The sequence below is a fragment of the Rodentibacter sp. Ppn85 genome (assembly GCF_001999335.1).
Taxonomy (GTDB): domain Bacteria; phylum Pseudomonadota; class Gammaproteobacteria; order Enterobacterales; family Pasteurellaceae; genus Rodentibacter.
Genome location: NZ_MLHS01000017.1, coordinates 1 through 16,138 on the forward strand (window position 1 = coordinate 1; position 16,138 = coordinate 16,138).

Annotated in this window: 17 protein-coding genes; 7 read left to right on the forward strand and 10 right to left on the reverse strand. The window is 40.5% G+C overall.

Annotation, left to right across the window (positions count from 1 at the left end):
- Positions 1–216, reverse strand: a 216-nt coding sequence (locus BKL51_RS03095) for a contractile injection system protein, VgrG/Pvc8 family (protein ID WP_369801906.1), incomplete at its 3' end; no start/stop codon positions are given.
- Positions 217–354: 138 nt separating this feature from the next.
- On the opposite strand from BKL51_RS03095, the gene BKL51_RS03100 reads away from it, so the two are divergent.
- On the forward strand, positions 355–1,662 hold the full coding sequence (locus tag BKL51_RS03100; RefSeq protein WP_077465283.1) for a nucleobase:cation symporter-2 family protein: 1,308 nt from the start codon (positions 355–357) through the stop codon (positions 1,660–1,662).
- A 52-nt stretch (positions 1,663–1,714) separates the two neighbouring features.
- Here the strand turns inward: BKL51_RS03100 and BKL51_RS03105 are convergent, their stop codons facing one another.
- The 4 genes from BKL51_RS03105 to BKL51_RS03120 form a co-directional block, all read right to left on the reverse strand.
- A complete protein-coding gene (locus BKL51_RS03105; protein ID WP_077465284.1) occupies positions 1,715–2,179 on the reverse strand; it encodes a threonine/serine exporter family protein in 465 nt (154 codons plus the stop codon).
- A gap of 1 nt (position 2,180) precedes the next feature.
- Positions 2,181–2,951 carry a threonine/serine exporter ThrE family protein gene (locus tag BKL51_RS03110; RefSeq protein ID WP_077465368.1) on the reverse strand — a complete coding sequence of 257 codons (771 nt, stop codon included), beginning with the start codon at positions 2,949–2,951 and terminating at the stop codon, positions 2,181–2,183.
- Positions 2,952–3,068: 117 nt separating this feature from the next.
- A complete protein-coding gene (locus BKL51_RS03115; protein WP_077465285.1) occupies positions 3,069–4,331 on the reverse strand; it encodes an HlyC/CorC family transporter in 1,263 nt (420 codons plus the stop codon).
- A gap of 79 nt (positions 4,332–4,410) precedes the next feature.
- Positions 4,411–5,196, reverse strand: coding sequence for an inner membrane protein YpjD (locus BKL51_RS03120; RefSeq protein WP_077465286.1), 786 nt, complete (start codon positions 5,194–5,196; stop codon positions 4,411–4,413).
- 138 nt (positions 5,197–5,334) lie between these two features.
- On the opposite strand from BKL51_RS03120, the gene ffh reads away from it, so the two are divergent.
- Together ffh and BKL51_RS03130 are read left to right on the forward strand one after the other, a co-directional pair.
- On the forward strand, positions 5,335–6,723 hold the full coding sequence (ffh, locus tag BKL51_RS03125; protein WP_077465287.1) for a signal recognition particle protein: 1,389 nt from the start codon (positions 5,335–5,337) through the stop codon (positions 6,721–6,723).
- A gap of 154 nt (positions 6,724–6,877) precedes the next feature.
- Entirely contained in the window at positions 6,878–7,216 is a 339-nt protein-coding gene (locus tag BKL51_RS03130) for a hypothetical protein (protein ID WP_077465288.1), read from the forward strand.
- 126 nt (positions 7,217–7,342) lie between these two features.
- Here BKL51_RS03130 and BKL51_RS03135 read toward each other — a convergent pair whose 3' ends face one another.
- The 4 genes from BKL51_RS03135 to BKL51_RS03150 form a co-directional block, all read right to left on the reverse strand.
- Positions 7,343–7,588, reverse strand: a complete 246-nt coding sequence (locus tag BKL51_RS03135) for a YgjV family protein (protein ID WP_077465289.1) — start codon at positions 7,586–7,588, stop codon at positions 7,343–7,345.
- Between the two features lie 132 nt (positions 7,589–7,720).
- The gene (locus tag BKL51_RS03140; protein ID WP_077465290.1) at positions 7,721–8,050 is read right to left on the reverse strand and encodes a branched-chain amino acid transporter permease; all 330 of its coding nucleotides are present in this window, start codon (positions 8,048–8,050) and stop codon (positions 7,721–7,723) included.
- Positions 8,047–8,769 carry an azaleucine resistance protein AzlC gene (azlC, locus tag BKL51_RS03145; RefSeq protein WP_077465291.1) on the reverse strand — a complete coding sequence of 241 codons (723 nt, stop codon included), beginning with the start codon at positions 8,767–8,769 and terminating at the stop codon, positions 8,047–8,049. Before azlC ends, BKL51_RS03140 begins: the two co-directional genes overlap by 4 nt.
- The gene (locus BKL51_RS03150) at positions 8,770–9,708 is read right to left on the reverse strand and encodes a LysR family transcriptional regulator (protein WP_077465292.1); all 939 of its coding nucleotides are present in this window, start codon (positions 9,706–9,708) and stop codon (positions 8,770–8,772) included.
- A 279-nt stretch (positions 9,709–9,987) separates the two neighbouring features.
- Here BKL51_RS03150 and BKL51_RS03155 point away from each other — a divergent pair, with 279 nt between their 5' ends.
- Positions 9,988–10,632 (forward strand): TrkA family potassium uptake protein, encoded by a 645-nt coding sequence (locus tag BKL51_RS03155; protein ID WP_077465293.1) that lies wholly within the window; start codon positions 9,988–9,990, stop codon positions 10,630–10,632.
- 80 nt (positions 10,633–10,712) lie between these two features.
- Positions 10,713–11,951, forward strand: a complete 1,239-nt coding sequence (locus BKL51_RS03160) for a TrkH family potassium uptake protein (RefSeq protein WP_233127077.1) — start codon at positions 10,713–10,715, stop codon at positions 11,949–11,951.
- A gap of 252 nt (positions 11,952–12,203) precedes the next feature.
- Here BKL51_RS03160 and BKL51_RS03165 read toward each other — a convergent pair whose 3' ends face one another.
- Complete coding sequence (locus BKL51_RS03165; RefSeq protein ID WP_077465295.1) at positions 12,204–14,171, reverse strand: site-specific recombinase; 1,968 nt, start codon at positions 14,169–14,171, stop codon at positions 12,204–12,206.
- A 222-nt stretch (positions 14,172–14,393) separates the two neighbouring features.
- On the opposite strand from BKL51_RS03165, the gene tesB reads away from it, so the two are divergent.
- Together tesB and BKL51_RS03175 are read left to right on the forward strand one after the other, a co-directional pair.
- A complete protein-coding gene (gene tesB / locus BKL51_RS03170; protein ID WP_077465296.1) occupies positions 14,394–15,254 on the forward strand; it encodes an acyl-CoA thioesterase II in 861 nt (286 codons plus the stop codon).
- A gap of 17 nt (positions 15,255–15,271) precedes the next feature.
- The gene (locus BKL51_RS03175; RefSeq protein WP_077465297.1) at positions 15,272–16,129 is read left to right on the forward strand and encodes a ferritin-like domain-containing protein; all 858 of its coding nucleotides are present in this window, start codon (positions 15,272–15,274) and stop codon (positions 16,127–16,129) included.
- The last annotated feature ends 9 nt before the right edge of the window (positions 16,130–16,138 follow it).

Genomic DNA, 16,138 nt, shown 5'->3' on the forward strand with positions numbered 1-16,138 from the left:
ATTCACATAACGTACCGCTCTATCGCCCTGCCAAAAGGTGAAGGTGACCGGTTTATCCATTAGTGCGGAAAAAGGAACATTGGGGTCAAAACTCGACAGGTCTAATTCCAATTTAAACGGTTCGGACAGCCCTTCGGTTAACTGAAAACTCACCACATCAAAATGATATTTATCGCCGGAATCAAGGGTATAGCGGTAGTCGGATTGGGTTGCCATAAATCATCCTTTTATTGAGTACAAAACTGCCGCCAGTATAAAGCAAATATGTTTATTTTGCACATAACAAAAAGCAAACGTTTTCCTTTGTTGTGCTTTAGCGTATAATCCGCGCTTTCTTTTGCATAAGGACCTAAAATGAATAACCAACTCCTCTACTCTGTTGAAGATAAACCGCCTTTTGGATTGAGTTTATTACTCGCTGCACAACATTTATTGGCTGCACTCGGAGGAATTATTGCCGTACCCTTGGTGATTGGCAACGTATTAAAATTATCCACCGAGGACACTATTACTTTAGTAAACGCCGCCTTGTTAATTTCCGGTGTGGTAACGGTGATTCAGTGTCGCGGATTAGGTCCGATCGGTATTCGCTTACCCAGTGTGATGGGAACCAGTTTTACCTTTGTTGCCGCCGCATTGGCAATCGGTTTTAGCGATTATGGCGTAGCAGGCATTCTAGGCGCGTCTTTAGTCGGTTCGTTAGTGATGATTATCGGCAGCTTTTTTATGCCCTATATCCGTAAGCTTTTTCCACCGATTGTGACCGGTACTGTCGTGATGATGATTGGTTTAAGTTTGATTCCCGTTGCGGTAGATTGGTTCGCCGGCGGTCAACGCGGTGATGCCAACTACGCCGCACCGGAAAATTTAATGATGGCAACCTTTGTGTTAATTGTTGTTGTTGCGTTGGTTCAATTGGGTAAAGGGATCTTTTCTGCTGCGGCTATCGTTATTGGAATGATGATGGGTTATACCCTCTGCTTGGCACTCGGCCGGGTTGATTTTTCAGGTGTGTCGAATGCACAAATCTTTGCCGTTCCCCAACCTCTCCACTTTGGACTTGCCTTTCCAATTTCCGGCATTATCGGAATGTCTATCGCTTATTTGGTTACTATTGTTGAATCTAGCGGTAACTTTCTTGCATTGGGTAACGCGACAAAAACCGAAATTACCGGCAAACATTTACGTGGCGGTGTATTGGCGGACGGTTTAGGCTCTGCTTTGGCTGCGATAATGTCCACCACACCGTTTTCTTCTTTTTCACAAAACATCGGGGTAATTTCGCTAACCGGTGTCGCAAGTCGCCATGTGGTCGCATTAACCGGTGTGTTATTGGCATTAGCAGGGTTATTTCCTGTATTTGGTGCATTAATCGTCTCCATTCCGCTACCGGTACTCGGCGGGGCGGGTCTAATGATGTTCGCAATGATTATTGCCGCTGGAATTCAAATGTTGGATAAAGTGGAACGTAGCAAGCGTAACGGGTTAATTATTGCTATTTCAATCGGTTGCGGCTTAGCGGTCACCACCCGTCCGGAACTGCTTGATAAATTACCGCACTTTTTCAAAGAGGTATTGGGATCAGGCATTACGGTTGGTTCATTATTGGCCTTGATATTGAATTTAATTTTGCCGGAAGACAAACAAATCACAAAGAAATAATAAGAGAAAAAACACGCAACGATGCGTGTTTTTTTTAGAATCTGTGAAGATTTTATACTACAGGTTTTCGGCGATAAAAAATCAGTCCGGGCAAAGCAAGCCCAAAAACCAGCGCCCCTAAAATAAAGGCGGTGTTAATAAATGAGCTGATCATTTGCTCCAAAAGCTCATGAGAATAACCATAATGATGAATTTGTACGATTGAAATCATTGCCTTATAAGCATGCACCCCCGGAATCATTGGAATGATCGCAGCCACGGTAAATGCCTTTGGATGTGCCAAATAGCGGTGCGATAAATGCACGCCAATAAAGCCTATAACACAGGTGGCAAAAAAAGTTGCAAATACAATGGGAACATTAATGTGCAAGAGTAATGTGCGTGTTACATGCCCCAATGCCCCTAAAATCGCACAATATTTTAACGCCTTAGGCGGCACATTAAATGCTAAAGCAAAACCAACCGCAGGAATGGCGGCAAAAACCATATCGTCAAGCAAACTCAACAGAAACATCATCTTAATGCCCCCATGTAGTAATATGCAACACGCTCAATGCCAACACAATACCAATACAAGCGCCAAAAGTCAGAACCGTCGCAATTGTCCAACGCCCTAACCCCATATTGACATAGCCTTTTAAAATATCTGCCAACGAATTAATTAAAGGGAATCCCGGCACAAGCAGCAACACACTGGAAGCTAAGGCGATTTGCGGATCATTTCCCCATTGATATTTCAAACTGATGCCGGAAATGAGCGAAGCCACAAATGCAGTAATTGCGAAAACAATCATCGGATTATAATGATGTCTTGATAATTCTTGCCGGACAAACATTGCCACGGCGGAAGCCAAAAAAGTAATCAGGCAAATCAGCCAATCTCCTCCCGACAAATGAGCAAAAGAAGCACAAGATAACCCAATCATTAATACCACTAAAGCACGGTGATATTTTAAAGGGTTTAAATTATCCAGTTTCTTCTGTGCCAGATCCAAATTGTATAACTTATGCTCTACCGCAATCACAATACGCTGTACCTCAGTCACCATTTGCATATTGATCCCTTTATCGTTATTTTTTCGTACTGTGGTAATACAATGTTGGTTTGAAAGTGTTGTAATCACCACGGCATTTGCCGTAAGAGCACATTCTACACTTTCCACGCCAAGAGCAATCCCTAAACGTTGTGCCATTTGCACCACTACCGTACTTTCTGCCCCATGTTGTAACAACAATAATGCCGTTTGCACACAAGCACGCGTTATTCCCCGTTGATACGCTTTTTCCATCATCATCCTCATACCTAAAATTAAGCAGATAAATTATAGATAGCTTGATAAAAAACGGTGAAAAAACAAACCGCACTTATGATCCAAATCAAAAGTGCGGTAAGGTTTTTGTTAGTTTTAGCGTTTAACGACTTTAGCCTGCTTAATCATATTGTCTGCGACCTCAAGAATGGTGATTTGCAAACCTTCGATTTCACAAACCGCCCCCTCATCAGGGATTTCTTCAAGATGCTCTAGAATTAATCCGTTGAAAGTGCGGGCATCTTCGGTATCCAATCCCCAACCAAACATTTTATTCAGATCCCGGAGATTGGCAGAACCGTCAATAATGATTGAACCGTCGGATTGTTGGGTCACTTCCTCATGAATACTCGGAGCAGTAGAAGTCGTAAAATCACCGACAATTTCTTCCAAAATATCTTCTAATGTAACCAAGCCCTTAATATCGCCGTATTCATCTACCACGAGTCCAATGCGCTCTTTATTAGTTCGGAAATTAGTCAGTTGCGTTTTTAGCGGCGTCCCTTCCGGAATAAAATACACTTCATCAGCCGCACGAATAAGGGTTTCTTTAGTAAATTCATTTTTCTCGAGTAATAATCGGAAGGCTTCACGAATACGCAGAATACCAAGTACATTTTTATCAAGACTGCCTTTGTATAACACCACGCGATTATGTGCCGCATGGTTAAGCTGACGCATAATGGCTTTCCAGTCATCCTCAATATCAATGCCGCCAATTTCATTGCGCGGCACCATAATATCATCCACTGTAATGGTTTCCATATCCAAAATAGAAAGCAACATTTGCGGATGCTGTTCGCCCGGTGTCGCCTCACCCGCTTCACTCACGATACTACGTAGCTCTTCACTGCTAATCACCTGCTTTTGCATTTCCGGCTTTAAGCCCATAATTTTCATTAAAAATGTGGTAAATAAATTCATAAACCACACGACAGGATAGAAAATCTTAATCAAAAAATTCAAAATATGGCTAGATAAAAAAGCCACTTTTTCAGGATGAAGCGCAGCCACCGTTTTAGGGAAAATTTCAGAAAATACAAGCATCACGAAAGTCAATAATCCCGTTGCAATCGCTACGCCGACATCACCGTAAAGGCGCATTCCAATCATTGTCGCAATTGCTGACGCACTAATGTTTACTAAGTTGTTAAAAATAAGAATAAAGCTCAGTAATGTGTCGGGCTTTTCTAATAATTTCTCTGCTTTTTGTGCGCCCTTATTACCTTGCTCGGCAAGGTAACGCATTCGATATTTATTCAAAGAGAGTAAGCCGGTTTCAGAGCTTGAGAAGTAAGCGGATAAAACTAAACAGATAACGAGAGTAATAAATAACGTACTAAGGGGAATACTGTCCAAGGGAAAATCCTTTTGTTAGTTAAACGGGAGTTGGATAAAAACCCAACGATAAAGGCGAACCTCTGCTCGCCCTTATTGACTAAATTAACCGACTACCGAAGTAGGCAATCGTGAGCAAAATAATACCTGAAATAGCATAAATAATCATCCTTTTTCCACGCCAACCTAAACGCCAATGCCCGAAAAGCGCCACCCCCAAAACAATCCACGCGAATAATGATAAAACACCTTTGTGAATATTTTCTGCAGTTAAAGCATGAATAGAATGGTAAGTGCCGGAAATTAATGTTAGCGTCAGTAACAATTCACCTGCGGCAAGCAAATGGAAAAAATGTCGTTCCACGGTAATCAAAGAAGGCATCACCGGTGAAAATGCAGTTTTCTTCGCTTTCAAAGTACGATCGATCCAAGCTATTTGAATGGCGTATAACATTGCAATAAAACACACTGCATAAGTAAAAATAGATAAACCGATATGAAATAACATTGCCAAATCCTGGTTCAATAGCTGAATCATATAACTCGGTATAAATGTCGCCAAAACTACATTAAAAATAGAAAAGGAAAATACAATCGGCAATAAAAACCACATGGAATTTACCACCAACATTGCCAATATTGCCAAAATCGCAATGTTTACGCTCATTAACGAGCTAATTTCGACCAGGCTGAACTTACGTTCTATGGCTAATTCCTGTAATGCGGGATAAAGGCTTACCAAATGGAACGCTACGGCTAAAAGTGCGGTCAAAAAGAATAACGTTTTTTTCGGACGGCGTTTTTCATTATCCGAAGAATTTAGCAACGGCGCAATCATCAATGCGCTAATTAAATAAAACAAAATCGAAAAAACGGCAAACCACATAATCGTTGTCTCTTGTTAGGAATTGTTATTATTTTAACGTTCTGATTCCGAATTCGCTATAAATTTATTTGAAATGATGAAAAACGCCTAGATTTCGGTATAATCACGGCAATTTTTGATGAGAAAACAGGATTAATCATGTTTGAGAATTTATCTGATCGCCTTTCTAAAACCCTACGTAATATCACAGGAAAAGGTCGTTTAACAGAAGATAATATTAAAGATACCCTACGTGAAGTGCGTATGGCATTGCTGGAAGCTGATGTTGCATTGCCTGTCGTTCGTGAATTTATCGCTAAAGTGAAAGAAAGTGCTGTGGGGGAAGAAGTTAACAAAAGTTTAACACCCGGACAAGAATTCTTAAAAATCGTTCAGCGAGAGCTTGAAAAAGCCATGGGCGAATCAAATGAAAGCTTGAATCTCGCGACCCAACCACCGGCGGCGATTTTAATGGCGGGTTTACAAGGGGCAGGGAAAACCACCAGTGTCGGAAAACTGGCAAAATTTTTGCGCGAACGCCATAAGAAGAAAGTGTTGGTTGTCTCTGCCGACGTGTACCGTCCTGCGGCAATTAAGCAATTGGAAACCTTAGCACAATCCGTGGGCGTAGATTTCTACCCGTCTGATGTCAAACAAAATCCGGTAGATATTGCCAAAACAGCCCTTGCGGAAGCAAAACTCAAATTCTACGACGTACTCATCGTGGATACCGCAGGTCGCTTGCACGTGGATGGAGAAATGATGGATGAAATCAAACAAATCCACAGTGCGTTAAATCCTATCGAAACACTCTTTACCGTTGATGCTATGACGGGTCAAGATGCGGCAAATACCGCGAAAGCCTTTAATGAAGCATTGCCGCTTACCGGTGTAATTCTTACTAAAGTAGACGGTGATGCTCGTGGCGGGGCAGCATTGTCTATTCGTCAGATCACCGGTAAACCGATTAAATTTCTCGGTGTGGGCGAAAAAACCGATGCTCTTGAGCCGTTCCATCCTGATCGCGTCGCCTCTCGTATCTTGGGCATGGGCGATGTGCTTTCTCTTATCGAGGATCTTGAACGTTCGGTCGATCGTGAAAAAGCGGAAAAAATGGCACAAAAATTCAAGAAAGGCGATACCTTTACCCTTGATGATTTCCGTGAACAATTGATCGAAATGAAAAAAATGGGCGGGATGATGTCTATGCTGGAAAAACTCCCCGGTGCGAAAAATTTACCGGAGCACGTCAAAAACCAAGTGGACGATAAAATGTTCATCAAAATGGAAGCCATTATTAATTCCATGACCCTAAAAGAACGTGCCAATCCTGATATTATCAAAGGTTCCCGCCGCCGCCGTATTGCATTAGGTTCCGGCACGCAGGTGCAAGACGTGAACAAATTGCTCAAACAATTTGATGAAATGCAGCGTATGATGAAAAAAATGCGTAAAGGCGGAATGTCGAAAATGATGCGAGGTATGCAAGGCTTGATGGGGGGCGGCTTAGGCGGTCTTGGCGGCTTAGGAGGAATGTTTAGACGTTAAGAACAAACTAAAAGTGCGGTTGAAAAACAGATCATTTTTAACCGCACTTTTTCTTTTAATATTGATCTTAATCAAGCTAATACTCGATTTTTAGTATAGGTTTTCCCCCTTTTCAACTTTATACTGCGCTTACATTCAATTTTTCTTATACAACATGAATAACAATCCGTTTAAAGCCCGTTGGTCTATGCAAGGTAATACTCTCTGCTTGGGACACTGGGAGATTTCTTATCTTGAGCTACCCATTGTGTTGCCTCGCGAACGTCGTGATCAAGATATGGGTACAGAAAATATTTATAATTTTATGGATCCCGAAGACGAACTTTATCGCGAAGGATTAAAGGAAGATGACTGGATTGTCGAGAACATTGAATGGCTTTCCGATGTATTTATTGAACACAATATACCTTTGGAAGAGAACACAATACGGGCTTTTTATCAAGCCGTAAATAAAGAAGACTGGCGCTGTGGCAGTTGTGGCGGCTGTATTTAAAACAAATTATTCCGCCCTTTCTCATCATCTATAATTTAATGGCTCAATATTTTTCTTTGTGTGTTTACTATGTCGATTGTAATAGCACTTTATCAACTTAGTGATACGAACAAAAAGTGCAGTTGATTATTCCGCTATTTTTAAACCTGCCCGCTCTTTTTTCAAACAATAAAGCTGATAAAGATTCACACAAACAAGGAAAGTATTTAACAAAGCAACCGGGTACGCCCCAATAATCATACCGTAAATAACAAATAAAACATCACCAATTGTGTTTACAATACGTAAGCGGACAATAGATTTGAACAAGAATGAGGTCGCAACAAAAAATGTCGCCATATAACCTAATAATTCAATAGAATTGAGCTCCATAAAACTATCCTCTAAAAATGAGTTGTCGCATGATAGAGGATTTTTAGAGAGATGAAAAGAGAGCGAAATAAAAGCAATCGATTGCACGGTAAAGAATTTTTTATTTTGCTAAAAATACCTTCAGACCCTAGATTAAATAAAGATAGTTTGAACCAAACTCATGTAAAAAATTGTCCCTACCGCAATGGATAAAAACATATTTTTCTTCCAAAAATGCAGCCCCAAAACCAATGCGCCGGCAAGAAACTCCGGGATACCTCGATAGCCGCTCAATACATCAATATTTTTATAGCAATAAACAACCAACATACCAAACATCGCAGCAGGTAACACCTTACCAAGGTAACGGATATATTCAGGGATCGGACGATTTGCCGGGAAAATCCAGAAAGGTAAAAGTCGGGTAAATTGCACTGTAAGCACACAAATGCCAATTGTAATAATCTGTTCCGTTAAAGTCATTTTAGCGACTCCAATTTACATTCCATTTTAGGACGGCGTAATGTCAAGATTAGCCAAATTCCGATTAAGGTTGGGAGCAAAAAATGTTGTTTGCCTACGATAAGCAAAGAAATTAAGGCGATTGCTAAACCGAGCAAAGAACTTTCGTGGGATTTTTCTTTCATCCAATTTTCCGCAAAAATCACTAGAAAAAGTGCGGTCATAGCAAACTCAACACCTTTTAAGTCAACGGGTAAGAGCTCGCCAAATAGATTTCCCATCGTCGCGCCCAATACCCAATAAGTATGCAGATACAAACTCACAAAGAACATATACCAACCCTTGTCTAAGTGCGGTGGAATTTTTGCCATATAATTCAATGAGAAAGATTCGTCCACCAAGGAACTAATCAAATACCAGCGCTTTTTACCAAGATGCACGCCATATTTTTCCAACATAGAAATGGCATAAAAAATTTGTCTGCCGCTCACCATCAGTGTCACTAATAGCACACTTAACGGTGAAAAAGGCGATACCAAAGCACTGGCGGCAATGAACTCTACCGAACCTGCATAAATTAATAATGCCATCAAGATGGGATACCAAACGCCAAAACCCAGTGCTTTCATATAAATGCCATATGCTATGCCAAGAAATAAAAATCCTGCGATCATAGGCGCACTGTAGGGCAATGCCGCCTTGGCTGCTGCACGGATAGGCTGTATTTGAGAAGAATCCATTTATTCCCTCGCTAACTCTAAAACGGACAATCCCGGTAAAGTGGAAAAACTTTGAGATTTAACGGTTTGATAAAAATCCTCCATATACGCAAGACTTTCATCTTCTTTACGAATAGCGGCATATAAATTGCTATACAGACCTTCTTGCGTAACTTTGCGCGCCACTACATAGCCTTTTTCAAGATAAGGTAACGCAGCCCAGTAAGGAACGGTGGCAATACCCCGATGGCTTGCCACTAATTGAATCATTGCGATTGTAAGTTCAGTGGTACGGCGTGCGGGATTAATTCCTTTCGGTTTTAATACTTTACGCAATAAATCTAACATCTCGTCCGGCACAGGATAAGTGACCCAAGTCTCATCGGCAAAATCTTCTGCTTGCCAAATTTCTTTTGCGGCCAACGGATGATCTTTCGAGCAAATGCCTACCATCTCGTAAGAAAAGAGCGGTTTAAAAACCACATCATCATTTGTTTCAATTTCAGATACAATTGCCCAATCTGCACGATGGGAAAGTAATAAACCGACAGGATCCGTGTGAAAACCGGATACAATGTCCAATTCCACCAATCCCCAATGCTGACGAAACTCATCCATTGCCGGCATTAACCAATCAAAACAAGTATGACATTCCACCGCTATGCGTAATTGCCCTGCATCACCATGTTTGATCCGGGTTAAATCACGTTCCGCATCAATAACTTTCGGTATTACTTCATTGGCTAGACGAATTAATCGTTCTCCTGCGGCAGTAAAACGTAACGGGCTACTTTTGCGCTCAAATAAAGGTAAATCAAAGTGATCTTCAATCAGTTTAATTTGATGAGAAAGTGCGGATTGAGTGAGATAAACCCGTTTAGCTGCCAAAGAAACACTACCGGTTTCTTTTAATGCCAATAAAGTTTTAAGATGTCGAAATTCAAGAAATGTAGGTTTCATGAGCGCAATTCATAAAATACTAAAAATGAATGAACAGTATGATACCGAAAAATAAGGAAAATTAAAGTCTATGTAGCCATTAGTCGGTTCTTTATGGATTATTTAGACAATCACTGCCAGTCGAAAAGATGTTTACGCAGAATTTAGGATAGATTCGGAATTTGGCTGTAAATGGAAAAACGCCTTACGAATATTTGTTGGAAAAACCTAAATAAGTTATGATACGCACTTTATGGTAGGTAGGATGTTGATATCCTCGTATTCTGTAAGGACATAACCATGCAATTTGCAGTAATTGGACTGGGTAAATTTGGATTAGCTGCGGCATTAGAGCTTCAAGGATTAGATAATACAGTAACTACTATCGATCATGATGAAAAATTGATTGAGAAACTCGGCGATCGTTTGCATTATGCAGTAATTGCGGATTCCACTGATATATCAGCTTTACAAGAACTAAATATAGCAGATTACGATGCAGTATTAGTAGCAATTGGAGCGGATTTAGAAGCCAGTTTGCTGACAGTATTAAATCTACAAAATTTAAATGTAAAAAATATTTGGGTTAAGGCAAAAAATCAAGCGCATGCCATGGTATTAAAAGGCCTTGACATTGTGAAAGTAATAGAGCCCGAGTATGATATGGGGGTTCGGATAGCGCAAGCAATGAATTATCCGATGGTGACCCAATACATGCCGTTGGGAGATAATTATTTCTTAATTAAAATCGTGGTAACCTCTACCGAACATAGTCTTGCGAAATTACAAGATAAATATCCTAACGATAAGTTTGTCAGTGTGATGCGCAACGGGCAATTGATTTCAGAGTTAGACTCTGATTTTCAATTTATAGAAAACGATCGCTTAATAGTCATGGGTGAGCTTAAAAGTTTGAGAGCTCTAGCATTAGAGTTTAAAGCATAATGAAAGTTTATCATTCTTCAACCCGACCGTTACGCTTATTAGTTTTTGGCTTTTTAAGCTTGATCTTCATCGGAGCCTGTTTGTTAAAATTGCCCTTTGCCTATAATGGCGATCTATCTTGGCTCAGTGCTTTTTTTACTTCAACTTCTGCAGTTACAGTAACAGGGCTTGCAGTGACCGATACTGCAAATTACACGACTTTCGGACAAAGTGTAATTATGATCTTAATCCAAACCGGCGGATTAGGTTTTATGACTTTGGCAATCGCCGCGATGATGAGTATTGGCATTCGTATCAGTTTAGGCAACCAACAAATAGCGTATGAAGCACTTGGGATTGTTCCACTCCATTTGATTGGCAGTACAGTACGTTTGGTTATTCTTTTTGCTTTATCGTTTGAATTTATTGCCGTAGTTGTGCTAACGCTACATTGGATGGGAGATTTAGGTTTTCAACGTGCGCTATATGAATCCGTATTTTATGCGATCTCAGCGTTTAATAATGCAGGGTTTGCTTTAAGCTCGGATAGCTTAATGCCTTTTTCTGATGACATCACCGTGAATTTCACTATCATGGCATTGATTATTCTGGGCGGGTTAGGGTTTACGGTATTAATTGATATAACCAAGAACCGGCATTGGAGTAAATTTAATCTAAATACACAACTCATTTTAATTGCCACCTTAGTGCTGAATGCGAGCGCATTTCTTTTTTTCTTCATTATGGAAACCCACAATCCGACAACATTAAAAAACGTTGGCTTACAAGAGCAAGCTCTATCGTCCTTATTTCAGGCAGTAACGGCTCGTACAGCCGGCTTCAATTCTATTGATATTAGTCAAATGACGGACGCCAGCACCATGGTAATGATGTTTTTAATGTTCATCGGCGGCGGTTCACTTTCCACTGCCAGCGGGATCAAAATCGGCACATTGATAGTGCTTATTATGGCAACCGTTTCTTACATAAAACGCAAAGATTCCGTAACTATTTTCCACTACACCATTAGTACAGATCAAATCCAGCGTGCAATTGCATTATTTTGTATTAGCTTGTGTTTGATTTTCGTCAGCATCGTGATTTTACTGATGATCGAACATAAACACGCCTTTTTAGATGTTGTTTTCGAGGTAATTTCAGCCCTTGGTACAGTGGGGCTTTCCCGAGGATTAACGGGTGATTTATCCCCTCTTGGGCAAATAGTTATTATGCTCATGATGTTTGTTGGCCGTCTCGGTCCTTTAACCATTGCCTATGTCATCGCTTTACCGGTGCGTAGTAAAGTTCGCTATCCTTCCACAACGATTCATATCGGATAAAAAAACAAAAGGCAACTCAGGTTGCTTTTTGTTTTACCTGATTTATCCTATGAAATTTCCCTTCTTCAAAAAATTGAAGTTTTTCTTTAATTCCGTACGGTCATCAAAATATTATGTGCAAAAAACCATTTTGAATAATGGAATCATCCTAATTAAACAAGAAAATGAATGACAAAAATAAAGGCGACTAAAAAGTCGCCCTTTTTTAACATTACAACCGGTGCATAATACTCATTTTTTTAACCGCACTTTTTATTTTTCCGGTTGAATAGGCCAAAATAAACTCAATGGATGCTGTTTGATAATCTCTGCGACTTCACGCCAAATCGCCCACCAACTGATTATTTCCGCACTTAAAGAACGTAACGCCACCCAAAGGGTTAAAGAAAAACTCACCACTAAGTTCACTAAACCGATTAACAAGACAAAAACGATACATTGTAATAAAAGTGCAAAATCGAAATGTCCGCTCACAGCAATATAACCGACGTTAGCAGAAGAAAATGCCACATGGCGAATGTCTAACGGCAAACCGGTTAAATACCCTACCACCCCAGTTAAACCGAGCAATAAACCAAAACAAAGATTTCCGATGATGGAACCATAATTTTCGTGCATATAATCCGCCAGTTTTTCACGCAGCTTTAAAGGCAGCATTTTTTTCAGTAATGGATGTTGGCGTAAACGCATTCGCATATTTAAGTAATTACTTCGATTATCAAAATAGCCCGAAATAATACCTGAACAGAATAGCCATACTCCTGCGATTGCGGCAAACCATAATGTACCGGCAAAAGGATCAATACTGTGTAGCTGATAGTCAATCTGTTCCTGATTCATCAGGGCTTCACCGGTTTGATAGCGGTAGGCAAAGGCAATAAGCATCGCCAAGCTCATCGCGACGATCACATTACCAAGCACAGCAATACTTTGAGAGCGAAACACATCCACCAGTAATTGTGCCAATTTCACATTCAGGCTCTTACCTTGCGGATTCTTTTCGACCGCTTCGGCAAAACGGGCTGCCGTCATTGCAGGCTGCTTTGTCGCCACAGTAAAATGCAACATAAAAATCAACGTAAACCCTAAGCCATAATTAAGCCCTTCTGCAATACCCTTCCAGACTTTATCGTCAATCATACCGCCCAAATAGGTTTTCAATAACGCCATTAATGCGATCAATACCCCACCGCCGGCGGCAGAATAAAACATCGCAAAATATTCTTTTTTATCCCGAGTAATGTAATGCTCGCCATGATCTCCCGCGTTCTGTGTAATGCTTCGTGCAATCAGTTTTGAACTTTGTTTCCACAGACGGGACACACTATGTTGCTCTGCCGAGGCTCGAGCAAAACAAGCCGTCAGCAACAAAATACGTCGTGGCAAATAACGATTTGATACAAAAATTGCCATCAGTTTTTCTAGACGTTCAAGCGTTTGTGAGAGTCGCTCCAACAAATACGCAACATGAAGAGATGAACCGACTACAGCCCCCCGTTTTTGTAAACGCTCGATAAGTTGCTGACATTGATCAAACATCACCTGTAAATGACTATCATCAAAAGATTCATTTAGACGACGGGCCAATAACCAATCAACAACTTCTCGATGTAATGCAACAAAAGGAGAATCGGCATTCAATAATGACGGCTCCATACGCATTAATTCAGGTTCCATCTCCTCAGCGGCAATCCAGATAGAGAGCATTTCGATAGCAAACAGCCCTTCATTTTGAAAATGAACACGTAAGCGTTGACGATCCTTTTCCGTCGTTTTGCGTATCAATACGCCAAATATCGCTCGCCATTCTTTCAATGGAACGGCATCAATCCAACGAGCATCGTCTTTATCATTAAATAGTAAATAAAAAATATCGCGTAAATCATTCACATCTTTAAAAGAAGGGCTGAATCGTTCATAAAGACGTTTTTTCATCTCACGACCAAACCCTTCACGCGGTAGAATTCCGCTACTAATAAAAATCGGATACAAACGCAAACGACATAACCAATCACACAATAATGTCACCACCGAACAGGCAAGTTCATGATCCTGCTTTAAAATCCGTTTAATCAAACGCAGATGAGGAACAACCTGCTCTTCACGACTTTCACGCAAAAGCCGACAAAATCCGTCCATCAATCCAAATGCATCATTGTCGGCAACTTTCTTACCAATAAATTGCGGCAATGTTTCCGGCTTTACACTAATCGACTTCAAATTATCTTTCCCCTCTAAATTTCAAAAAGCGTACTATTATACAAATTGAAAAGAAAATTGGAAAAGTGCGGTTGGTTTTGAGGGTAAATTTATAAACTCCCTACAAAATCATAAATTGCCGTTCTCCAATATTTTCTTGATGACCGCTACAATCACTTTTTTGGCATTCCCCAAAATCTTCGTTAAAATAACCGCACTTTTATTTGTCATGAGGAAGGCAAAATGTCAGAGGCGCTTAGCCATTTAATTTATCTGCTTAAACTTGAAAAAATTGATGATTTAACTTTTTGTGGAAAAAACCAAGATTTAGGTTTACCCCAAGTTTTTGGCGGGCAAGTTGTTGCGCAAGCGCTGTCGGCTGCAATGCGAATCGCACCGAAAGATCGCCTTTTACATTCGTGCCACGCCTATTTTCTCGCACCGGGAGATAGCCGATATCCTATTATTTACGATGTAGAAACGCTACGTGAAGGAAGAAATTTTTCTGCATTGCGAGTGAAAGCGATTCAGCATAATCAGCCTATTTGCCACATTACCGCTTCTTTTCAAATGTATGAAGAAGGCTTTGATCACCAAAGTGCAATGCCAAATGTCGGACAACCTGAAAATTTTATTGATGAAAACGCAATGATACAAAAAGTGGCTTCTGGCTTACCAGAGCCGTTAAAAGAAAAATTTATGGCGGAACGCCCTTTTGAGATACGGACAAAATATCTCAATAACCCTTTCAACGGCGTAAAATTACCGCCCGAACAATACTCATGGTTTAAAACCCAGGGTAAGGCACCGCATAATCTCGCCATACAGCAATGTTTGCTTGCCTATTTTTCCGATTTTCACTGTCTTTTGACCGCACTTCACCCTCATGAGAAAGGTTTTTTACAACAGGGTATGAAAGTTGCGACTATTGATCACAGTATTTGGTTTCATCGCCCGTTTGATTTAAATAATTGGCATCTCCATGCAATAGAAAGTAATAATGCTTTTGGCGGATGTGGATTAGCACGCGGGCAAATTTTCTCACAAGATGGAAAATTAATTGCGACAACACAACAAGAAGGTTTAATTCGTTATCAAAAATAACAGCACTTGAGGCAATAATGAAAATAGAATTTTGGCATAAGGTCACCGAAGCCTTACAAGAAACGGCTCCAAACATAAAATGTGTGCTTGTTAATAAGCTCTATGATGAGATTTTACCGACTATCTCACTCACGAAAATCGATGATTTTCCACAAATCAACGTTGAACAAAATATTGCGGGTTTCCCTTCAAAACCGAACCTTGTCGCCCCTAAAGATGTGCCTAAACGTGCATTTGCAACGGAAGAAGGCTATGCCGCAACCCTACATGCCATTGCGCATATTGAGTTTAATGCGATTAATTTGGGTCTGGATGCCGCATGGCGATTCGGGCGAAATGCACAAGAAGAGTTGGGAGAAGGGCAAGCTTTTGTAAAAGATTGGTTACGCGTAGCACGAGAAGAAAGTACGCATTTTACTTTAATAAATAACCATTTAAAAACTCTAGGTTATCAATATGGTGATTTTGAGGCGCATGCCGGTTTATGGGAAATGGCACAAGCCACCGCCCATGATATTTGGGAAAGAATGGCTCTTGTCCCACGGGTATTGGAAGCGAGAGGATTGGATGCAACACCCGTTCTACAAGAAAAAATTGCCCAGCGTAGAGATTTTGCAGCCGTTGATATTTTAGATGTTATTCTGCGAGATGAAATTGGTCACGTTTACATCGGTAATCATTGGTATCATGCGCTCTCGGCAAAACGCGGACTGGATGCAATGAAATGTTTCAGTGAACTATTACGTAAATATCGCATTGTAATTTTTAAAGGTATAATTAATACCGATGCGCGTATTCAGGCTGGTTTTACCCAACATGAATTAGATTGGATTTATGAGGTGGAACAAACATTAAAATCCTATATTAAGAAGTAAAAAGTGCGG